Origin of the sequence: Fervidicella metallireducens AeB, from assembly GCF_000601455.1 — a bacterium.
Taxonomy (GTDB): domain Bacteria; phylum Bacillota; class Clostridia; order Clostridiales; family Caloramatoraceae; genus Fervidicella; species Fervidicella metallireducens.
Map to the genome: position 1 here is coordinate 70,547 of NZ_AZQP01000002.1, position 22,899 is coordinate 93,445.

Consider the following 22,899-nt stretch of genomic DNA (forward strand, 5'->3'; position numbering starts at 1 on the left):
AAGGGCAATCCCTTAATACAAAAAAGTTTCAGGGAGGGGTATAAGTGATTAAGAAAAAAATGACTAGGAAATTGACGTCTTTGTTCCTTGTCTTTGTTATGGTCTTAAACTTTTTCAGTATAAGCATTCCAGTTCAAGCAGCTCAACCAGATACAGTAGCTTCATGGGACTATATATCAGCACCAACTTCCTATCCAATTCCTGCAACAGGGGGGACATATAAGGACACTGCATTTTTAAAGAATTTTAAGGATGCTACCCCTAGTTATAGTGCAGTAAGTTTATCAATTAACGGATGGGATAATGGCACTAATACAAAGTATTGGCAGATTGAGTTTTCAACAAAGGGATATGACAATTTAATTTTATCTGCAAAGACCCGTTCTTCTTCAACAGGGCCTAGGGACTTTAAATTAATATACAGCGTAGATGAAGGAAACACGTGGGCTGATGTTCCAAATAGCACATATGCAATAACAGGTACTACTCTAAACAACTACATGTCAGCAATTAATTTGCCAAGTGAGATTTCAAACAAAGATAAGGTTTATATTAGATTTATAATGACATCTAATGCTTCAAGTTCATCTACTACTGTTCTTGAAGTTGCGCCAACAGGAACAAGTAACATAAATAATATATCAGTTACAGGAACACCAGTTTCAAATGCTGAAACTGTGGCAGGTATTGAGGCATCTCCTGAAAGCGGAAATGAAATTGCTCTTGGATCTAAGGTTGCTCTTTACTGTGCAACTGAAGGTGCAACTATTATGTATTCTATAAATGACAGTGAATTTACACCATATAACCCAGAAACACAGATTACTCTTACAACACTTCCTGCAACTATTAAGGCCTATGGAATGAAGGAAGGATTAAATAACAGCGTTGTATCTACATTCAACTATACTCAAGGGAAGACTTTATCAGTTACTGCAAATCCAAACGGCGGTGCTGTAATTTTGCATAAAGCAGTTATGTTATCATGCGAGACACCAAATTCAACAATTAAATATTCACTTGATGATGGTGTAAATTGGAATGATTATACTGAGCCAATAATTCTAAGGCAACTTCCTACAACAATTAAAGCATATGCAAAGGCAGAGGGGTTATTGGACAGCCCAATTTCAACATTTAGCTTTACTCAAAAGGTAAATACTGAATACAATATATATTTTGGACAAATACATTCGCATACAACTAACTCTGATGGTCTAGGGACACTTGATGATGCTTATAGCTATGCAAAGAACACAGCAAAGCTTGACTTTTTTGCAGTGACTGACCATTCTAATTCCTTTGATAATGCTCTAATATCAAGCATGGCTGATGGATCAAAGAGCACAAAGTGGCTAAATGGAAGGGATGCAGCAGATAGATATACTGGCAACACTTTTGTTGGTATTTATGCCTATGAAATGACGTGGTCTAATGGAACTGGGCATATAAACACATTTAATACACCTGGTTTTGAGACTCGTGATAATGCAAAGTATAAACAGCCAGATGGCCTAAAACAGTATTATGATCTTTTGAAGTTATTCCCAGATTCAATTTCACAGATGAACCATCCAGGGCCAACCTTTGGAGATTTTAATGATTTTGCATATTATGACCCACAAATAGATAAGTTGATTACCTTAATTGAAGTAGGAAATGGAGAAGGAGCTATAGGAAGCAGTGGATATTTCCCATCCTATGAGTATTATCAAAGGGCACTTGATAAGGGCTGGCACCTTGCACCTACAAATAACCAGGATAATCACCTTGGAAAATGGGGAACAGCAAATACAGGAAGGACTGTTGTGTTAGCAGATAGTTTAACAAGGGATAATATATATGACGCAATGAGGAACATGAGGGTTTATGCTACTGAAGATAACAATTTAAAAATTAATTATACATTAAATGGCGAGATAATGGGAACTATTTTTGAAAGCAAGCCTGAAAGCGTAAATATTAAAGTTGATATTGAAGATCCAGATAACGAAGCTCTTGGAAAGATTTCAGTAATTGCAAATGGTGGGAAGGTAGTTGCAACGAAAATTGTTACAGCTAATAAGGATTTAATAGAATTTAACCTTTCGGCAAATTATTCATATTACTATATAAGGGTTGATGAGGCTGATAAGGATATTGCAGTTACAGCACCAGTATGGATTGGAGAGGTTGATAAGGCTGGAATTTCAAAGACTTTTGGAAGCACAACACTACCAATTAAGGGTGAGAGCTTTAAGATAACTTCAAATCTATTTAACAATGAAAATTATCCAATGGAAATAACAAGTTTGGTTTATTCAATTAATGGCAATGTAATAAACGAAGCACATGATCTAGCTGCAGTTGCATCCTTAGGAGCCGCTGCATATTCATTTGATTATACTCCGCCGGCTTCAGGAAAATTTAATATCGATGTTAAGATGATGGCAAGGATAAATGGAGTTGAAAAGATTTTCACTGATGTTTTGAAGGTAGAGGTAGTTGATCCTTTAGTGACTACAAAGGTTGTTGTTGATGCAACTCATTACAATGACTACGTATATGGGTATTACGCAAATAATTTAAACAACTTTACAACCATTGCAAACAGTCAAAAGATTGCTGTAAACATTGAAAAGAACAAGCTTACTGATGAAGTTTTAAAGGATGCACAGCTTTTAATAATTACAGCACCAGCTAAAAAAGCAGGAACAGTAAATGGTATATCATATCAGCCGCAGAGCTTCAGTGATGAGGATATTGCAGTTGTGAAAAGGTTTGTAGATAGAGGCGGAAATTTAATTGTTTGTGGAATTGCAGACTACCAGGATGGAACAGGCGAATATCAAACTTCAACACAGATGAATAGACTTTTAGAAGGAATTGGAGCCTCTACAAGATTTAACAACGATGAAGTTGTTGATGATATTAATAAGTTAAATAATCAAAACTATAGGCTTGCCTTTAGAAACTATAATTTTAATTCACCTTATTTGAATGGTGTTTTACCAGAACAGAATTATAGCTTTTATAGTGGTTGTTCATTGAATATTGATGAAAATTCACTTAATACAGGAAGGGCTACTTGGCTAGTTAAGGGATATGACACAACAAGGTCAATAGATTCTAATAAAAATGTAGCAGGAGTTTCACTTCCAGAGGGAAGTGTATATGCACTTGCAGTAGAAAACCTTCCAGGTGGAGGAAAGATGTTTATTGGGGGAACAGTGTTTATATCAGACTTTGAAGTAAAAGTTCAGCTTGATAATTCTGCTCAGCTTCAAAACAGCAACTACAATATTACTTTAAACATATTAGACTCAATTAAGAAGGTTATACCAGTAACTCCAATAGCAAATGTTAGAGAAGGACAAAAGGGAGATGTATACTGCGTAGAAGGAACGGTAACTGCAGGTAAGACTCCTTCTGATAACGCCTTCTTTGACACTTTATATATTCAGGATTCTACAGGTGGTATTAATCTTTTCCCGATTTCAGATGGGAATATAATGGTTGGCCAAAGGGTAAGAGCCATTGGAACATTGGATGAGTATCAGGGAGATTTGGAATTAAGGGTGATTGAATATTCAGTAACAGATATCTCAGTAAATCCTATAGATCCCACATTATTGTCAACTAAGGATGCCATGGACAGTAAGTTTGGTGGGTTATTGGTAAAGGTTATTGGAAAAGTAACTAGGATGGATAGTCAAAATATTTATGTAGATGATGGTACTGGGGAAGCACGTGTATTCCTTGATGGATATATAGGAGATGGAAGTGGAGATTCTACAAAGGCTGGCAAATGGGATGAAAGAATTAAGGTTGGAAGCAAGATAAGTGCAATTGGATTGGCTTCTGTTGATCCTTTTGGACCAAGGTTAAGGGTTAGAAATACTTCAGAGGTTGTTTGGATTGAGGATTCACCACAAAGGGATGATTTTGAAATAATAACTACTGAAGTGCCAGAAAAGATTATAAAGGGTCAGGATGTAAGAATAAGCATTAAAGGAATAAACTATACTAAACAAGACAAAAGGGTTGCTTTGATTGTTGCTTTATATGATGAAAATGATAAGATGCTGCTCTATGGGGCATCACAACAGATAATTAAGGTTACTGATAGTGCTACATTAACTGTTATGATGAGCATACCAAATGTTCAAGGTAAGCTGAAAATAAAGTACTTTATTTGGGAATCTTTAGATAATATGATTCCGCTTTCAGATATGCATGAAATTGAATAGAAAAATAGGCAGGCTTAGTCCTGCCTATAACTTTTAATATGGAAAAATAATAACAATCATAAGGATACATTTGATTTAAACTGAATAACATGGTATATTAAAATTAAACATACTAGAGAGAAAGGTGTGGTTTGAATGACCGAACGCCATGAAGGTACTATGAAATTCAGCTTTAAAATGGAAGAAAAGAATAAAACAAAAGAAATTTTAAAAGAAGTGTATAATGCCCTTCAGGAAAAGGGATATAGCCCAATAAATCAATTGGTAGGATATATTTTATCAGGGGACCCTACTTATATAACTAGTCATAATAATGCAAGGGGACTTATAAGAAAACTTGAGAGGGACGAAATCTTAGAAGAACTTTTAAGAAGTTACCTTAAGGATTAGTTTAATATTATTTAGAGGGTGCTAAAGATGTTAAAAAAAATACTGGTGTTGTTTTTTGGTTTTTTCAGTATAATTTTTTCTGTTAACGCTAAGGAGCGATACATAATATTTATAGAAAACATCACCATTGAACAACTTAGTATTTATGAGGAAACAAAGGAAATAATGGAGAATTCAGTAACTGCCTTGTCTATTCAAAGAACAAACGGAGGGGAGTTTGGTTTTTTCAAGAGCCTGGTAAATGAAAAACCAGCTGAATTAAAGGAAGAAGATGTTCCTGAATATATAAATGATATAGAAGCCAATAATGTGATTATAAAGGGTTATGTTGAAAAAGACGGTACATTGTATGTGCCGTCTAAATTTTTGCTTTCTGGACAACCTGACAGGGATAGGATATACATATATCATATAAGTTCATTAGGGGAATTAGAGGATTTTTTACAACAAATAAAAGACAAAAAAAATAAAGTCATATTGATTATTTCATGGAAAAGGTATTCGGAAAAAAGATATGAAAGATTTCTATTGCCATTGATTTATTACGATGGAGAGAATGGGGGAATTTTTTATTCTGAAACAACAAAAAATATGGGCATATTAGATTATAAAAATATTAATAACATTATAAAAGGTAATTTTAAGGATTTAAAAATTGTTAAGGGAAATTTAAATGACATATATGTAAAAAGAATTTTACTTCTGAACCAAAAAAGAGACTTTCTAAAACTATTCAGCTACTTTATATGTGTAATAACCCTGTTTAATGTTTTATTGCTAAAGGTAAATAATTCAGAAAGGATACCATATTTAAGCCTTTCTATAATAATGATTCCAATTATGGTGCTGATAGAACCTTTATTTCTTTTGGATAATTTTATTTTAAAAGTGATTTTAATAGCTGTTGGAACGTTAATATTAGTTTTGTGTGTAGAGAAAAGTGGTGTATATATTCCAATAATACTGTTTTTAATTGTTATTTATGGGGATGCTCTGACAACCAACTATCTTTTAAAAAATTCCCTCTTAAGCTATGAACCCTCATTAGGAGCAAGGTTTTATGGGATAGCAACGAATACCTGGGAATTATAATTGCCTATAATTTTATGATAAGCAAAAGGCTTAAATCTAAAACACAGTGGACTATATGGTTTCTTAATGGATTGTTGTTATTATCAAGTAAATGCGGAAGCAACTTTGGAGGGTTTTTAACATGTTTTGGCCTTACTATAATTACAGCACCTTTAGTAATTATTTTAACACTCCTGTTTTTTGCAGCCTTTATAATATTAAAATCGGATAATCATATAAATGTTTTTTTCAGAAATGTTTTAACAGGAAACAGGGAATACATTTTAACTGTATTGAAAAGTAAGTTATACACCCAAAGGAGACTTATAACTTTTAATAGATGGACAGTAATAACAGCTGCAACTGCAGCAGTGTTTATATATGAAGTTTTAAGGGGAAAACTCAATTTTAGTGGAAATAAGTTTATTTTTGTGTTATGTTGTATTTTGATAACATTTCTGAATGACTCAGGAATAGTATCCCTTGCTTTATTTTTAACTTTATATGTAAACTACCTTTTCTTTATTAACTGTATTGAAAAGATTAATGATTGAGTATCTGGAGGATATTATGGAGTATATAAGATTAGGCAAGTCAAAGCTTGTGGTTTCAAAACTTTGTTTTGGTGGATTAACCGTAGGCCCCCTTCAGGCTGATTTACCTGTAGAAGAAGGAGCTAAGGTTATTGCACATGCCTTTAATTTGGGTGTTAACTTTATTGATACTGCTAAGTTATATAAAACTAATCCTTATATAAAAAGAGCAATGGAGCTGTCTTGCAACAAAGAAATATTAATTGCATCAAAATCCTATGATTACACATATGAAGGTATGAGGGACAGTTTAAAAGAGACATTGGAAGAACTAGGACTTAAAAGAATGGCTTTGTTTATGTTACATGAACAGGAGAGCAGATTAACACTAAAAGGTCACGAAGAAGCTCTAAGATATTTAGTAGAAGCAAAAAAATGTGGATTGATAGATGCTGTAGGTGTTTCAACCCACGCAGTTGAGGTTGTAGAGGCAGTATGCAGTATGGATGAAGTTGATGTTGTGCATCCTATAGTTAATATTAAGGGACTTGGAATAATTGACGGAAGTATAGATGAAATGCTTGCAGCAATTGAAAAAGCATATAAATGCGGTAAGGGAATATATGCAATGAAACCCCTTGGCGGAGGGAATTTAATGGCATCAGCTGATGAATGCTTTAATTTCGTATTAAATAATCCTTACATTCATTCCATAGCCGTTGGAATGCAGACCATTGATGAGGTAAATGCAAACGTATTACGCTTTGAAGGAAAAACAATTGATGAAGGATTAAGGGAAAAACTTAAAAACAGAACAAAACACCTACATATAGATTTTTGGTGTGAAGGCTGTGGAAGCTGCGTTAAAGCATGTAAAAACAAGGCTTTAGAAATATCAGATAATAAGGTGATTGTAAATAAGGAGAAATGTGTTTTATGTGGGTATTGCTCTGCATATTGCCCAAATTTTTGTATTAAAATAGTTTGAGGGAGGATATTAATGAGAGTATTAGGACTAGACATAGGAGAAAAAACAATAGGTGTTGCAGTCAGCGATCCAATGGGCTGGACAGCACAGGGAATAAAAACAATTAGAAGAACAGGTATTAAAAACGATATAAAAGAAATAATAGATATTGTAAAAGAGTATAATGTTGAAAAGATTGTAGCAGGTCTTCCTAAAAATATGAATGGAACATTAGGGCCTATGAGTGAAAAAATTATGAATTTCTGTGAAAAATTAAAAAATAAATCTGGTCTGGAAATAATTTATCAGGATGAAAGATTAACTACTGTTGCTGCAGAAAGAATGCTTATAGGAGCCGATGTTTCAAGAAAAAAGAGAAAGGAAGTAATTGACACAGTTGCCGCTACATATATACTACAAGGATATCTTGATAGGATAGGCAAATAAAGGTTGACAATTATATCCTCAAACATTACAATTACAGTATATTAAAAATCGAGGTGATTTAAATGGAGAACATGGAAAACATGGAAAACGTAGTTGTTCTAACTGATGAAAATGGTGTAGAAACTAAATTCGAAGTTATAACAGCTCTTGAAGTTGATGGAAAGGAATATTTTGTTCTTTATCCTGTAGATTCAGAAGAAGATGATGCAGTTGTGTTCAGACTAGATACAAACGAAGATGGCGAAGAAATGCTTGCTGAAATTGAAGATGATGAAGAATTTGAAAAGGTAGCTCAAGCTTATGAAGAATGGCTTGAAGCAGAAGACGACGAAGAGTAATTAATGAGGATATACCTATAGGTATATCCTTTTCATATGGGGTGAAATTATGACTGTTAAAATCGAGGGAGACAAGGTTTTGGGAATATTTATAGAAAGACCAAATCGTTTTGAGGCACTTGTTAATATAGATGGCAGTATAGAAAGGGTTCATGTTCCAAACACTGGGAGAATGAGAGAGATGCTTTTTCCAGGAACAGAGGTTATCCTTGTAAAGTCTCAGAATCCTAATCGAAAGACTAGATATAGTCTTATGTTTGTATATAAAAATAATCATTTAATATGTATAAATTCAGCATTAGCTAATAAGGTTTTTGAAGATGCTTTGTTAACAGGAAAAATAAAATGGCTAAATGGGAAGATCAAAAGAGAAGTAACTTACAATAATAGCAGAATAGATTTTTTTATAGAGGGTGAAGAAAAAACACTTCTTGAAGTAAAGTGTGCAACCTATGAAGAAAACAAAATAACAATGTTTCCAGATGCACCTACAGACAGGGGAAAAAGGCATATAGATGAACTTATAAAGGCAAAAAAAGAAGGATTTGGTGCTGCCATTGTAGTTATTGCATTTATGGATTATGTAGAGGAATTCACTCCTAATTATAAAATAGATAAGGCCTTTGGAGAGAAGCTTAAAGAGGCTTATGATAATGGGGTAATAGTTAAAGCTTATAAATGTTCTATCAGTGTTGATGAAATATCTATAAAAGAAGAGATAAAGATTTATTTTTAATATTGACAATCATTATCAATAGGGTTAAAATAGAATTGAGATTAATTCTCAATTATTTTTTCGCTACATAGTGATAATGAATATCAATAGCAATATAAGGAGGGGGTTCCTATGACATTAGATAAAGCAAAAAAAGGTCAGACTGTTATTATAAAAAATATAAATGATAATGAAATAAGGGTGCAGGCTATAAGGTTAGGGCTATATGAAGGTGCACATGTCAATTGCTCAGGTAAAATACCATTTGGGCCTGTGATTTTAAGTAATAGATTACAAGAGATAGCTGTAGGAAGGGAACTGGCAAAAAGAATTACAATTGAGGTGTGTGACTTAAAGGAGGGAGCATAATGAACTGCTGTGATAAAATAAATATTGATATACCAAAGGGAGCTAAGAAGATAGTACTTGCGGGAAACCCAAATGTAGGTAAATCCGTATTCTTTAATGCTTTGACAGGAATGTATGTGGATGTTTCTAATTTTCCTGGTACTACAGTTGATGTATCCCATGGAAAATTCGGAAATGACGTTGTAATTGATACTCCAGGTGTATATGGAGTATCATCCTTTAATGATGAGGAAAGGGTAGCCAAGGATGTTATACTTTATGGAGACATTATTTTAAATGTTGTTGATGCACTTCATATAGAAAGAGACTTGTTTTTAACGCTGCAAATCATGGATATGGGTAAGCCAATGATTGTTGCTCTGAATATGATGGATGATATTGAGAGAAACGGAATAGATCTAGATGTTAAAAAATTAAGTGAGCTTTTAGGAGTTCCAGTAATACCAACTGTTGCAGTAAAGGGGAAGGGACTTGAAGAAGTAAAGAAGAACATCCATAATGCAAAAATAGGAAATGCTAATCCTCAAATACTTGAGATGGTTAAAGAATATATCCATAAGGTTGGAGAACAAAGCGAGGCTTTAATGGTTGTTGAAGAAGATGAGGATATTTTAAAGGAATACAGCTTAACTTCAAAGGGCAAAAGAGAAGAGGTTTACAGATTAAGAAGGGAACAGGTTGATAAAATAGTATCTGAAATTATTAAAAAAGAAGGTAAAGGAAATACATTCAGATATAAGCTTGGTCAGTATATGTTAAACCCTATTACAGGTATCCCAATGCTTGCAGTTTCTCTATATGTTATGTTTAAGGTAATAGGTGTGTTTGTAGCAGGTGACGTTGTTGGTATAACTGAAGGTGTAATAATGGGTGAGCACTATGAACCTTTTATTAGAAAGATAGCTTCAGGATTATTAGGAGATAATACCCTTTTATACAGAGTTTTTGCTGGAGAGTTTGGTTTGTTTACATTAACTCCAACATATATGCTTGGTTTGTTATTGCCACTGGTAATTGCATTTTACTTCTTTATGTCTATTATGGAGGATTCAGGATATCTGCCAAGGATTGCTGCATTAGTAGATAGAGTGTTATCCTTTTTAGGAATGAATGGAAGGGCCATAATACCGATAATATTAGGTTTTGGATGTATAACTATGGCTACAATAACTACAAGACTTCTTGGTACAAGAAGGGAAAAGATTATAGCAACAGCATTACTTGGACTTACAATTCCATGTTCTGCTCAGATGGGTGTTATTGCTGGGCTGATTGCACCACTTGGAGCTAAATACTTAATGATTTATTCATTTACTATATTGGCAGTATTTGTTTTAACAGGAACACTTTTAAATAAGGTTCTTCCAGGTAAATCATCAGATTTATTTATTGATTTACCGCCAATTAGAATGCCAAGATTGTCAAATGTTTTATCAAAAACATGGACAAAGTCCTGGATGTTTATAAAGGAAGCAACACCATTATTTGCATTAGGAGCACTAATAATAACAATTTTAAATGAAACTAATGCGTTAGTTGCAATTCAAGATGCAGTACAGCCAATTACTGTAGGTCTTTTAAAATTACCTAAGGAGGCAGCAAATGCCTTTATAATGGGTATAATAAGAAGGGACTTTGGTGCTGCAGGGTTAACTGATTTATCAATGTCAGCATCCCAGACAGTTGTTGCGTTAATAGTTATAACATTATTTGTACCATGTATCGCTTCAATTATGATTCTATTTAAGGAAAGAAGTAAAAAGGAAGCTATATACATTTGGCTGGGTAGTTTTGTAACTGCATTTTTAGTAGGTGGAGCTGTTGCATGGATGATAATATAAGAGGGTGAGTTTATGGAGGTTAAATGTCCAACTTGTGGATATATGGTTAAGGATTCTACTGTATGTCCAAGATGTAGAACAAAATTGTTTGACTGCTTGAAGTGTTCTGGAAACTGTTTAAAATGTTCAGCACAAAAAAACAAAAGGTCTGCAGAATAATCTGCAGATTTTTTTTGAAGAATAGTTATCAAATGAATATCTCTTGACAATGAAGGGAAATAAATGTAAACTCTAATTAACCTAAATTAGGAATTGAGGTGTATTTATGGGTTTAATGTCAAAGGAAGATATAGAAAAATTAAAACAGCAGTTAAAGGTGCAGGGATATAAATTAACCCCCCAGAGAAGAGCAATATTAGATGTTATTATAGAGAACGAAGGTAAACACCTCTCAACGGAAGAAGTTTATGATATTGTTAAGGATGATTGTCCGGAAATTGGATTGGCAACTGTGTATAGAACGCTTCAACTTCTTGAAAAGATGGGTGTTCTGTGTAAAATGAATTTTGATGATGGATGTAATAGATATGAATTGGTTCATAATGATGAAGATCATCAGCACCACCACCTTGTATGTATAAGCTGTGGTAAGGTTGAGGAAGCGGAAGATGATTTACTAGAAAAATTAGAAGAGAAAGTAGAAGATTTATATAAATTCAGAATAGTTAATCATAGTGTTAAGTTCTTTGGTTATTGTTCCAGCTGCTCAGAAAACCTGAAAAAATAGACCTGTGTTTGTGCACAGGTAAGGCTGTGTACAGGTAACGTGTTTTATGAGGTCATGAATAATTGCATAAGTTTTAGGTCATTTCATCAAGTAAGTCTAAATTTTTCTTTGTTTAAAAAACCTTACCCTCGGCAGTCGACATCCGTGTCTCCGGCCTCGGCTCAGCACGTCCATGTGCTGAATTACAGGATTTTTTAAAGTCGAAAAATAAGACTTACTATGATTCATGACATGCACTTTCTGCAATTATTTCATGACCTTGTTGTAAACTTTATTTACAGATGATGTATGACGTCAATCTGACCTGTGTTTGTGCACAGGCTTTATTTATAATAGAAAACTATTAATAAGTTCTGATAATTTTATAAAAACTGCTTAAAATAAAGATAAGTAATTTACAAACATCACACGTATCAAAAAATTAAAGCATTAATGAATAAATTTATTGATAAATTTAGCATTAATAAAGTATAATAGCATTATTGGTAATGTGCGGTTGACTTAGCGGTAAAAAGGAGGGAAAAGATTTTTGACTAAGAAGGACAAAGTAAAAGTTATTCCTCTTGGAGGAGTTAATGAAATCGGTAAAAACATGACTGCAATTGAATACAAAAATGAGATTATAGTAATCGATTGCGGTTTGGCTTTTCCAGATGAGGAGATGTTCGGTGTTGATATAGTTATCCCTGACGTATCTTACCTTATCAAGAACAAGGATAAGGTTAAGGGAATAGTACTTACCCACGGACATGAGGACCATATAGGGGCCCTTCCCTATATATTAAAACAATTAAATGTACCAGTATACGGAACAAAATTAACTCTTGGAATAGTTGAAACAAAATTAAAGGAGCATGGTATCCTAAGGGAATCACAGCTCAGGGTAGTACAGCCTAAAGATGTAATAGTTTTTGGAGATGTTAAAGTTGAATTCATCAGAAACAGTCACAGTATTGCAGATTCATGTTCATTGGCAATACATACTCCTGTAGGAATTATAGTACACACAGGGGATTTTAAAATAGACTTTACTCCAATAGATGGAGCTGTTATGGATATAACCAGGTTATCTGAACTTGGAAAAGAAGGAGTACTTCTATTAATGGCTGACAGTACCAACGTAGAAAGACCTGGACATACAATGTCAGAGAGGGCAGTAGGAGAAACCTTTGAAAAGATATTCTCTGATACAAAACAGAGAATCATAGTAGCAACATTTGCTTCAAATGTTCACAGAATTCAGCAGGTTATAAATGCTGCTTACAAGTTCCATAGAAAAGTTGCTGTCTGTGGAAGAAGCATTGAGAATATAGTAGAAGTAGCTTCTCAGCTTGGATACCTGAGCATTCCAGAGGGTATGTTAATCAGTATAGATGATATTGGAAAATACCCAAAACATAAAATAACAATAATAACAACTGGAAGCCAAGGTGAACCAATGTCAGCACTGGCTAGGATGTCAACATCGGAACACAGAAAAGTTGAAATTGTAAAGGATGATTTAGTTATAATTTCTGCAACTCCAATCCCAGGAAATGAAAAACTTATTTCAAGGGTTATAAATCAGTTGTTTAAAAAGGGTGCAGATGTAATATATGAATCCTTAGCTGATATACATGTTTCAGGTCATGCCTGTCAGGAGGATTTAAAATTAATCCATACAATAGTTAAACCAAAGTACTTCATGCCGGTTCATGGTGAATACAGACACCTTAAGAAACATTCACTGCTGGCACAAAAGCTGGGAATGGATGAATCAAATATATTTATACCTGAACTTGGATATGTTTTAGAGCTGACTAAAGACAGTGCAAAATTCAATGGCAATGTAACTTCAGGTCAGGTTCTTGTAGATGGTCTTGGTGTTGGAGATGTAGGAAACATAGTGCTAAGGGATAGAAAACATCTTGCCCAGGATGGAATATTAACAGTTGTTGTTACCATCGAAAAAGAAACTGGAAGTGTCATTGCTGGACCTGATATTATTTCAAGAGGTTTCGTATACGTTAGGGAATCAGAGAATTTGATGGAAGAAGCTAGAAATATAGTAAAGAGGGCATTAGATAGATGTCTAGGAAATAATGTAACAGAATGGGCCGCATTAAAGTCAAGCATAAAGGATGATTTAAGAGAATTTTTATACGAAAAAACCAAGAGAAAACCAATGATATTACCAATAATAATGGAAATTTAATGAAAAAGGAGTCAAAGTCAAGGATTTTGACTCTTTTTCAATATTAAATTTAAAACTATAATCAAAGAAAGCAAATTATGTTGAAAAAAACAGAAAAATATGATAATAGTTAATTAAGATGAATAAGGGGTGATATGATGGAAAAAAGATATAATACCAAATTTTTAATTAAATCTGGTGTGATAGCTGCAATATATGTTGTTTTAACAATAATCCTAGGAGATTTATCCTATGGCCCGGTTCAGGCTAGGATTTCGGAAGCAATGACGATTTTACCATTATATGAAGCTGCAGCGATACCAGGTCTGTTTATTGGCTGTGCAATTGCAAATTTTGCAAGCGGATATGGCTTAGTTGATATTGTGTTTGGAAGTTTAACTACACTGGCAGCTGCATATTTAACTTCAAAAATGCCGAATAAATATTTAGCTGTGCTTCCCCCAATATTATTAAATGCGTTTATAGTTTCAATTTGGGTAAGCAAAATTACAAAGATACCATACATAGTAAACGTAGGAACAATTGGTTTTGGCGAGTTTTTAACAGCTGGAATTTTAGGAGTTATACTGGCTTCAGTTTTTGAGAGAGTTACAAAAAAAGACATGCGTTGACATTTTGTATTTAAAGGCTTAAAATTATAATGTTGTTTAATAGGATATTGATACAATATCCTATTTTTTATATATTGAAAGGAGTTTTGTAATGAGTTATATAAGAGAAGATATTAGAAATATAGCAATAATTGCCCATGTTGACCATGGTAAAACTACATTGGTTGATGGGATGTTAAAACAAAGTGGTATATTCAGAAGCAATGAAAAGGTTGATGAAAGGGTAATGGATTCTAATGATTTAGAAAAGGAAAGAGGAATTACCATTTTATCAAAGAATACAGCAGTAATTCATGATGGAATTAAAATTAATATTGTAGATACTCCAGGACATGCCGATTTTGGCGGAGAAGTTGAGAGAGTTTTAAAAATGGTTGATGGAGTGCTTTTACTGGTTGATGCCTTTGAAGGACCTATGCCACAGACCAGATTCGTTTTAAAGAAGGCATTGGAACTGAAGAAAAAAGCAATAGTTGTAGTTAACAAGATAGATAGACCGGATGCCAGACCAAATGAAGTTATCGATGAAGTTTTTGAATTGTTTATTGAACTTGGAGCAGATGATGAACTGCTAGACTTCCCAATAGTTTACTGTTCTGCAAGAAATGGAATAGCAACCCTTGATTTATCAGTAGAGGCTGTTAATTTAGAACCTTTATTTAAGACAATAATAGAACATGTTCCAGCACCAGAGGGTGATGAAGATGCACCTTTACAAATGCTGGTTACATCAATTGACTCAAATGAGTATGTTGGAAGAATAGCTGTAGGTAAGATAGAAAGAGGAAAGTTAAAGAAAAACCAGCAGGTTGCAGTTTGTGATAAAGATGGAGAAGTCAGAAATGGTAAAATAGCAAATCTATATGTTTATAATGGGTTAAGGAGAGTTGATGTAGAGGAAGCTTCTATAGGAGATATAGTTGCAGTATCAGGTATAGCGGATATTAACATAGGAGAAACAATAGCTGATATTTCAAACCCTGAGGCACTTCCATTTGTGGATATAGATGAGCCAACTATTTCTATGACATTCTCTGTTAATGACAGCCCATTTGCTGGAAGGGAAGGGGAATATGTTACTTCCAGACACTTAAGGGAAAGACTTATGAAGGAACTTGAAACTAACGTAAGTTTAAGGGTTAAAGAAACTGAAACAACAGATGCCTTTGAGGTTTCAGGAAGAGGTGAACTGCATCTTTCAATATTGATTGAAACAATGAGAAGAGAAGGTTACGAACTTCAGGTTTCAAAGCCAAGGGTTATATTCAAAGATATAGATGGAGTAAAGCATGAACCAATTGAATATCTTACAATAGATGTTCCAGAGGAATTTATGGGTGTAGTAATGGAAAAGTTAGGAACAAGAAAAGCTGAAATGGTAAACATGACTTCAGCAATAAATGGATATGTAAGACTTGAATTTAAGATACCTGCAAGGGGCTTAATAGGATATAGAAATGAGTTCTTAACAGATACAAAGGGTAATGGAATAATGAATCATATTTTCCATGGTTATGAACCATATAAGGGAGATATTCCAGAGAGAACAAGAGGTTCACTTGTAGCCTTTGAAAGTGGGGAAGCTGTAACATATGGTTTATATAATGCCCAGGAAAGGGGTACCCTGTTTATACCAGCTGGAACACCAGTATACAGCGGTATGATTGTAGGGGTTTGTTCAAGGGCAGAGGATATAGAAGTTAACGTTTGTAAGAAAAAACATGTAACAAACATGAGAGCATCAGGTTCAGATGAAGCCTTAAGATTGACTCCCCATACAGAAATGACACTTGAACAGAGTCTTGAGTTTATTGCAAGCGATGAACTGGTTGAGGTTACTCCAAAGACAATAAGAATGAGAAAGAAAATACTTGATGTGAATTTAAGAAAAAAAGAAGCCTCTGCAAAGGCAAAGGCAGCAAGAGAAGGAAAGTAAAACTTGTAAAATAAAGATTAGAATAATATAATAACATTAGTATTTTTACGAAAGCGGTGTATAAAGTGGGGTCAAATACATCAACTAAAAGGATATGGTTTATAGGAATAACTGTTTTAATATTAATTTCACCATTTGTTGTATATAATCTTTTTTTAAACTTGCCGATATCAAAAACAAAAATAGATGTAGAGTTCAGGGTAGCTAATGGTGAGTCAATTAATACAGTTATAAATAATTTAAATAAAAAAGGATTAATTAAATCAAAGCTTTTAGCAAAAATATACTTAAAAAACCAAAATATAAATAAAACCTTTAAAAAAGGAGTATATAGGTTCAATACTTCAATGACTCCAAAGGATGTATTTAAAAAACTTATAAATGGTGAGCTGGACCCAGATATATTAAGTTTTACCGTTCCAGAAGGGTATACTGTTAAACAGATTGCCGACAAACTTGTTTCAAAGGGTGTAATAAAGGACGCAGATGCTTTTATAAAAGAGGCTGAAAATGGAAAGTTTGATTATGAATTTTTAAATAATATACCTAAGGACAGACCATCAAGACTTGAGGGATATTTGTTCCCTGATACCTATGAACTTAGAAAAGGTATGAATGAAAGGGATATAATAATAAAGATGCTTGACACCTTTAACTATGTATATAAAACATCATTAAAGGAAGGCTTGGCAAATTCAAAATTAACCTTAGATGATGTTGTAATTATGGCATCGATTATAGAGAGAGAAGCAAAGTCATCGGAGGAAAGACCAGTTATTGCTTCAGTATTTTATAATAGATTAAACATCAATATGCCCCTTCAGTCCTGTGCAACTGTTCAGTATGCTCTGGGAAAAACAAAGCCAGTATTGTATTTTAAGGATTTAGAAATAGATTCACCATACAATACCTATAAAAATGCTGGGCTTCCTGTTGGACCTATTGCAAATCCAGGTAAAGATTCACTTGAGGCAGCACTGAATCCTGCCAAGACAGAGTTCATATATTTTGTTGCCAAGGGAGATGGAACTCATCATTTTACCAAGGATTACAATGAGTTTTTAAGATATAAAAAACTTTTAAATAATTAAATTAGGGGTAAAATAATAATTAATACATGGAATAGAGTCTGATAAATTTCCATGTATTAATTTTGTATGTGGAGGAAAATATGAGTAATATTGCACATGATTATATTGAAGACTACATAAGAGGATTAATAAAAAAACCAGAGGGATATTTAGGGGAAATCCTTGATTATGCAATAAAAAACGATGTTCCTATAATTCACCCTGAGGTTGCTCAATATTTAAGAGTTTTAATTAAATCCCATAATGTAAAGAAAATTCTTGAGGTAGGTACGGCTATTGGATATTCCTCTTCAGTTATGGCTGAGGCAGCTGGTGCTGACTGCAGCATAACCACTATAGAGAGGGATGATAATATGTATAGCCTTGCAGTTGAAAACATAAAAAAACAGGGTCTGGAAAAGAGAATCAACATAATTAAGGGAGATGCAATGGAGGTTTTGGAGAAAATAGAGGGTGAATATGATTTGATTTTTCTTGATGCAGCAAAGGGACATTATGATCATTTTCTACCACTATGTTTAAAGCATCTTAAAATAAATGGGTTATTGATTTCTGATAACGTATTGTTCAGAGGAATGATAGCTTCTAATGAACTTTTAATCAGAAGAAAAATTACGATAGTTAAGAGAATGCGTAAATATCTGGAACATATTTCAAATATGAGTGAATTGGAAACAGTAGTTCTCCCTATTGGAGATGGAATCGCCATGAGTACAAAGATTATGGAGGTGTAAATTATGAGTAAAATAGAGCTTTTAGCACCTGCTGGTAATTTAGAGAAATTAAAGACTGCCTTAACATATGGAGCTGATGCAGTGTATATTGGTGGAGAGTCATATGGACTCAGGGCTATGGCAGATAATTTTAATCTTGATGAAATGGCTGAAGGTGTAAAATTTGCCCATGATATGGGGAAAAAGGTTTTTGTTACAGTTAACATATTTCCTCATAATGATGATTTAAAGGGACTTCCAGAATATATCAAATCACTTGAAGAAATAGGGGTTGATGCTGTTATAGTATCTGATCTTGGGATTTTTTCAATTGTAAAAGAAACAGCTCCTGATATGGGAATCCATATAAGCACCCAGGCAAACAATGTGAACTACAAATCAGCTCAGATGTGGTATAAGCTAGGTGCAAAAAGGGTGGTTCTTGCCAGAGAATTGTCTTTAGATGAAATAAAGGAGATAAGGGAAAAAACACCTTTGGATTTGGATTTAGAAGCCTTTATACATGGAGCTATGTGCATATCTTATTCAGGCAGATGTCTTTTGTCAAACTACATGACAGGGAGAGATGCAAACAGAGGTGCCTGTGCCCATCCATGCAGATATAAGTATTATCTTGTAGAGGAGAAAAGACCAGGAGAGTATTTCCCTATCAATGAAGATGAAGGGGGAACATATATTATGAATTCACATGATTTATGTATGATAGAGCATATCCCAGAAATCGTTGATAGTGGCATTACAAGCTTTAAAATAGAAGGAAGAATGAAAAGTTCATATTATGTGGCAACTGTTGTTAAAGCATATAGGGAAGCAATTGACAGTTATCTTAAAGACAAAGAGAATTATAAGTTTAATCCAAAGTGGCTTGATGATGTATCAAAGGCAAGTCATAGAAATTTCTCCACAGGTTTTTATTTTGGCAAACCACAGGCTCAGATATATACTAATTCTTCATATATAAGGAGCCATGACATAGTTGGAATGGTAAAGGAATATGACAAGGAAAATGGTATAGCTACGATAGAGCAGAGAAATAGAGTATTTAAAGGTGAAACTTTAGAAGTTTTAACTCCAAAGGGAGAAAATTTTAACATCGTTTTAAATGAAATGTGGAATAGTGAAGGTCAGGTCATTGATGTGGCTCCACATCCACAGATGATTTATAAAATAAAGACAGATAGAGAACTAAAACCATTGGATATGCTTGTTAAGGAGAAAGGAGAATAAAATGAAAAAACCAATAATCATAGGAATAACAGGGGGTACTGGCTCCGGAAAAAGTACAGTAGCAAAGGAAATATATAAAAGTATACCAGCAGAAAAAATAGCTGTAATTGAGCAGGATTCTTATTATAAGGATCAAAGCCATCTATCCTTTGAAGAAAGAACGAAAACTAATTATGATCATCCAAATGCCTTTGATACTGAGCTTTTACTAAAGCATTTAAAGATGCTTATGAATGGAGAAGCCATAGACAAGCCGCTGTATGATTTTGAAATTCACACAAGAAAAAAGGAAACTGTAAGGGTTGAACCAAGGGACATTATAATTTTAGAGGGAATAATGGTTCTTGTTGAACCTGAAATAAGAGAACTCCTTGATATAAAGTTATTTGTTGACACTGATGCTGATGTTAGAATCGTAAGAAGGATTCAAAGGGATATTACTGAGAGGGGAAGAACAATTGATTCAGTAATTGATCAGTATATAAACGTTGTCAGACCAATGCATATGCAATTCATTGAGCCTACAAAAAGATATGCAGATATAATAATACCAGAGGGTGGATTTAACAAAGTTGCAATTGACATTATGATTGCAAAGGTTAGAGACATTGTTTCAAAAAGAGAAGTCATAGAATAAAGATTAAACAATTTATTCATATAAGAATAGCCCTATAAATAATTTTCATTGTGCATCTATTGATTTTGATAAAGTTTTAAGATGCTCTTCTGAATTTTATTCATGGGGCTTTAATAAAACAATGAACTGATTAAAAGTTTTAGGGTTAAAATCGTAAATAATGCATATACCATATTTATAAAAATATGGTAAAATATTATTACAAACAGAATTATATTGAAAGTGTCTGTTAAAATGTATAAATATTAAAAAATATTTAGGATAATGTTATAAAATATATTAAAAATTTGCAAATAACAAAGAAAATTTTATGCACCCTGAGATAGACAGGCACATAGCTACCCTGACTTACATATATTATACATATGACCTGTTAAGGGGGGAGTCAGGGTGTTCCAGGTTCTATTTAATATACTAAACGGTGCATTTTTATTAGTAGGTTACATTGCAAATGGCAATTCATTTCCTTATCCTCTAAATGAAGAGGAGGAAAGGGAACTTTTCAGGGCATATAAAGCAGGAGATGAGTCTGCCAAAAATGAGTTGATTACAAGAAATTTACGCTTGGTTGCTCATATAATTAAAAAATTTAATCCCCATACAAAGGATGCAGATGATTTGATTTCAATAGGCACAGTAGGCCTTATTAAAGCTATTGAGAGCTTTGATTATAACAAGGGAAACAGACTAGCTACCTATGCAGCAAGATGTATAGAGAATGAGATATTGATGCATGTCAGGGCCAGCAAAAAAGCTAAGGGAGAAGTTTATCTTCAGGATCCCATTGGAGTAGATAAAGAAGGAAATGAAATTTGTCTTATTGATGTTTTAGGTACTGAAAGCGATGCAGTATTAGATGAGGTTGAAAATAAAATTTCTATGAAAAAGCTATATGCTTTAATTGACAAGGTTCTTGAGGGAAAAGAAAAGATTATTATAAAGCTTAGATATGGTTTAGGGGGAGAACCACAAACCCAGAGAGAAATTGCAAAATTATTAGGTATTTCAAGGTCTTATGTATCTCGTATAGAAAAAAAGGCTTTAAAAAAACTGGCAAAAGAAATGCAAAACTAAAAACATGTAATGGCTCTGCCATTACATCAGGCTATTGAAAAGTTATATATTGATCAGCCCCTTGAAGAATTTCTTGGGCATCCCTTCATTTCGCTAAGCAATTCTAAGCTTTTCTTTGTTTGAAAAAGTCCTACCCTCGCGATGCCATCGTCCTGATGGCCGCTCGGCTCGGCACGTCCTGTGCCGATTTACGGACTTTTTCAAAGTCGAAAACCAAAAATTGCTAAAGCTCATGAAATATGCCTTTTGAAATCCTTTCATGGGGCTTTTTTATACTTTAACTAACAATTAGGTTTGTTAACAATCTGATGTAATGGATTTATCATTACATGTTTATTAATATAATGATAAATCTAGCAGATATTTTAATAAAAAGGACGGAGATTTATGAAAAAAATTTTTATTCCTCATTATTATTCTCAAAGTATTTACGATATTAAATATGAGAGGTTAATTGAGATGGGGATCAAAAATATCCTGATAGATATAGATAACACCCTTGCACCTTGGGGGAGTATAAAGCCTGATTTGAGAGCCAAGGAACATATCCTTAGACTTTTGGATATGGGCTTTAATATATGTATTCTTTCTAACAGTTCTAAAAAAAGGGTTAAGACCTTCAGTGATGAGCTGGGTGTTACGTTTTTTTCCTTAGGCATGAAGCCAATGGCGATAACCTTTAAGGGAGCAATTAAGTTTATTAAAGGCGACCTGAAGGATACATGTATAATTGGGGATCAAATATTTACTGATATATTTGGCGGAAGAAGAATAGGAATTCTGACTATTTTAGTAGAACCGATTTCAACAAGGGAATTGCCAACAACCAGATATATAAGGAGATTGGAAAAATACATTAAAACTAAATATGAAAAGGAGATTATTAAACTTGAGTGATGTTTATGGATTAATAGGGAAAAAATTATTACACAGCTTTTCACCAAAGATTCACTCCCTTCTATTAAAAGAGATGGATTTAGAGGGAAGGTACAATCTTTATGAAATTGAAGAGGAAAAGTTAGAGGAGAGTTTTTTAAACTTAAAAAATATTGGGGTTAAGGGTTTAAATGTAACCATACCTTATAAGGTAAAGATAATAAACTATCTTGATAAATTATCAGATGAAGCTGTAAAAATTGGAGCTGTTAATACCATTCAATTTCTAAATGGGAAAGCTTTAGGATATAATACAGACTACTTCGGTTTTAAACTTACTATAGAAAAATATGGGGTTAGGGTAAAGAACACAAGGGCATTAATATTAGGAACCGGAGGAGCAGCAAGGGTGGTATATCATTATCTTGTTGACAGCGGAGTAAGTGAAGTTGCCTTTTGCAGCAGAGATATAAAAAATGTTAAAATGGATAGCGATAAAAAAATAATATCATATGGCGATATTAAATATGAAAATAATTTTGATTTACTTATTAATTGTACTCCTTGTGGCATGTATCCAGATACAGGTGTTTCTCCAATAGCTGAAGAAGAAATAGAAAAATTTTCAACGATTATAGATTTAATCTACAACCCAAAGGAAACGCTTCTGATTAAATATGGTAAAGAAAGAGGTTTAAAAACAATAAATGGCCTATATATGTTAGTTGCACAGGCCTATGCCTCACAGTGTATTTGGAACTTAAGAGAAATAACAGTTAATGATATAATAATCGACAATATTGTAGCAATAATGACAAATTAGCTTTAGTGTAATATAATATTAGTAAGGAATTTCGGAAGTATATTTAATAAAAATATAGCAATAATCTTA

General features: G+C 33.4%; 22 protein-coding genes. All 22 read left to right on the forward strand.

What is annotated here, in order from left to right; translation table 11 throughout:
- The first annotated feature begins 44 nt into the window (after nucleotides 1–44).
- The 22 genes from Q428_RS01165 (at nucleotide 45) to aroE (ending at nucleotide 22,830) form a co-directional block, all read left to right on the forward strand.
- Nucleotides 45–4,229: a CehA/McbA family metallohydrolase gene (locus Q428_RS01165; RefSeq protein ID WP_051514794.1), complete on the forward strand. Its 4,185-nt coding sequence runs from the start codon at nucleotides 45–47 to the stop codon at nucleotides 4,227–4,229.
- Nucleotides 4,230–4,364: 135 nt separating this feature from the next.
- A complete protein-coding gene (locus Q428_RS01170) occupies nucleotides 4,365–4,619 on the forward strand; it encodes an IreB family regulatory phosphoprotein (protein ID WP_035377414.1) in 255 nt (84 codons plus the stop codon).
- 27 nt (nucleotides 4,620–4,646) lie between these two features.
- Nucleotides 4,647–5,711: a hypothetical protein gene (locus Q428_RS01175; protein ID WP_035377417.1), complete on the forward strand. Its 1,065-nt coding sequence runs from the start codon at nucleotides 4,647–4,649 to the stop codon at nucleotides 5,709–5,711.
- Between the two features lie 14 nt (nucleotides 5,712–5,725).
- Complete coding sequence (locus tag Q428_RS01180) at nucleotides 5,726–6,244, forward strand: hypothetical protein (protein WP_035377418.1); 519 nt, start codon at nucleotides 5,726–5,728, stop codon at nucleotides 6,242–6,244.
- A 16-nt stretch (nucleotides 6,245–6,260) separates the two neighbouring features.
- Entirely contained in the window at nucleotides 6,261–7,211 is a 951-nt protein-coding gene (locus Q428_RS01185; RefSeq protein WP_035377420.1) for an aldo/keto reductase, read from the forward strand.
- A 12-nt stretch (nucleotides 7,212–7,223) separates the two neighbouring features.
- Nucleotides 7,224–7,637, forward strand: a complete 414-nt coding sequence (gene ruvX, locus Q428_RS01190) for a Holliday junction resolvase RuvX (RefSeq protein ID WP_035377422.1) — start codon at nucleotides 7,224–7,226, stop codon at nucleotides 7,635–7,637.
- 62 nt (nucleotides 7,638–7,699) lie between these two features.
- Nucleotides 7,700–7,975 carry a DUF1292 domain-containing protein gene (locus Q428_RS01195; protein WP_423219565.1) on the forward strand — a complete coding sequence of 92 codons (276 nt, stop codon included), beginning with the start codon at nucleotides 7,700–7,702 and terminating at the stop codon, nucleotides 7,973–7,975.
- 49 nt (nucleotides 7,976–8,024) lie between these two features.
- On the forward strand, nucleotides 8,025–8,711 hold the full coding sequence (sfsA, locus tag Q428_RS01200; protein WP_051514796.1) for a DNA/RNA nuclease SfsA: 687 nt from the start codon (nucleotides 8,025–8,027) through the stop codon (nucleotides 8,709–8,711).
- 111 nt (nucleotides 8,712–8,822) lie between these two features.
- Nucleotides 8,823–9,059 (forward strand): FeoA family protein, encoded by a 237-nt coding sequence (locus Q428_RS01205; protein ID WP_035377424.1) that lies wholly within the window; start codon nucleotides 8,823–8,825, stop codon nucleotides 9,057–9,059.
- Nucleotides 9,059–10,900, forward strand: a complete 1,842-nt coding sequence (feoB, locus tag Q428_RS01210; protein ID WP_035377426.1) for a ferrous iron transport protein B — start codon at nucleotides 9,059–9,061, stop codon at nucleotides 10,898–10,900. Before Q428_RS01205 ends, feoB begins: the two co-directional genes overlap by 1 nt.
- Nucleotides 10,901–10,912: 12 nt before the next feature.
- Nucleotides 10,913–11,059 carry a hypothetical protein gene (locus tag Q428_RS15320; protein WP_161633573.1) on the forward strand — a complete coding sequence of 49 codons (147 nt, stop codon included), beginning with the start codon at nucleotides 10,913–10,915 and terminating at the stop codon, nucleotides 11,057–11,059.
- Between the two features lie 106 nt (nucleotides 11,060–11,165).
- A complete protein-coding gene (locus Q428_RS01215; RefSeq protein WP_035377428.1) occupies nucleotides 11,166–11,627 on the forward strand; it encodes a Fur family transcriptional regulator in 462 nt (153 codons plus the stop codon).
- 529 nt (nucleotides 11,628–12,156) lie between these two features.
- A complete protein-coding gene (locus tag Q428_RS01220) occupies nucleotides 12,157–13,821 on the forward strand; it encodes a ribonuclease J (protein ID WP_035377430.1) in 1,665 nt (554 codons plus the stop codon).
- Nucleotides 13,822–13,958: 137 nt separating this feature from the next.
- Nucleotides 13,959–14,432, forward strand: a complete 474-nt coding sequence (locus tag Q428_RS01225) for a QueT transporter family protein (RefSeq protein ID WP_035377431.1) — start codon at nucleotides 13,959–13,961, stop codon at nucleotides 14,430–14,432.
- A 91-nt stretch (nucleotides 14,433–14,523) separates the two neighbouring features.
- Nucleotides 14,524–16,368 (forward strand): translational GTPase TypA, encoded by a 1,845-nt coding sequence (typA, locus tag Q428_RS01230; RefSeq protein ID WP_035377433.1) that lies wholly within the window; start codon nucleotides 14,524–14,526, stop codon nucleotides 16,366–16,368.
- A 65-nt stretch (nucleotides 16,369–16,433) separates the two neighbouring features.
- Complete coding sequence (gene mltG / locus Q428_RS01235) at nucleotides 16,434–17,459, forward strand: endolytic transglycosylase MltG (protein ID WP_035377435.1); 1,026 nt, start codon at nucleotides 16,434–16,436, stop codon at nucleotides 17,457–17,459.
- Between the two features lie 80 nt (nucleotides 17,460–17,539).
- Entirely contained in the window at nucleotides 17,540–18,193 is a 654-nt protein-coding gene (locus Q428_RS01240; protein WP_035377437.1) for an O-methyltransferase, read from the forward strand.
- A gap of 3 nt (nucleotides 18,194–18,196) precedes the next feature.
- Nucleotides 18,197–19,420, forward strand: coding sequence for a peptidase U32 family protein (locus Q428_RS01245; protein ID WP_035377439.1), 1,224 nt, complete (start codon nucleotides 18,197–18,199; stop codon nucleotides 19,418–19,420).
- 1 nt (nucleotide 19,421) lies between these two features.
- Entirely contained in the window at nucleotides 19,422–20,057 is a 636-nt protein-coding gene (gene udk / locus Q428_RS01250; protein WP_035377440.1) for a uridine kinase, read from the forward strand.
- 390 nt (nucleotides 20,058–20,447) lie between these two features.
- Nucleotides 20,448–21,131 carry an RNA polymerase sporulation sigma factor SigK gene (gene sigK / locus Q428_RS01255; protein WP_035377441.1) on the forward strand — a complete coding sequence of 228 codons (684 nt, stop codon included), beginning with the start codon at nucleotides 20,448–20,450 and terminating at the stop codon, nucleotides 21,129–21,131.
- Between the two features lie 387 nt (nucleotides 21,132–21,518).
- Entirely contained in the window at nucleotides 21,519–22,028 is a 510-nt protein-coding gene (locus tag Q428_RS01260) for a YqeG family HAD IIIA-type phosphatase (protein ID WP_035377442.1), read from the forward strand.
- Nucleotides 22,000–22,830, forward strand: coding sequence for a shikimate dehydrogenase (gene aroE / locus Q428_RS01265; protein ID WP_242847739.1), 831 nt, complete (start codon nucleotides 22,000–22,002; stop codon nucleotides 22,828–22,830). The genes Q428_RS01260 and aroE overlap by 29 nt, the downstream gene beginning before the upstream one ends.
- Nucleotides 22,831–22,899 lie beyond the last annotated feature (69 nt).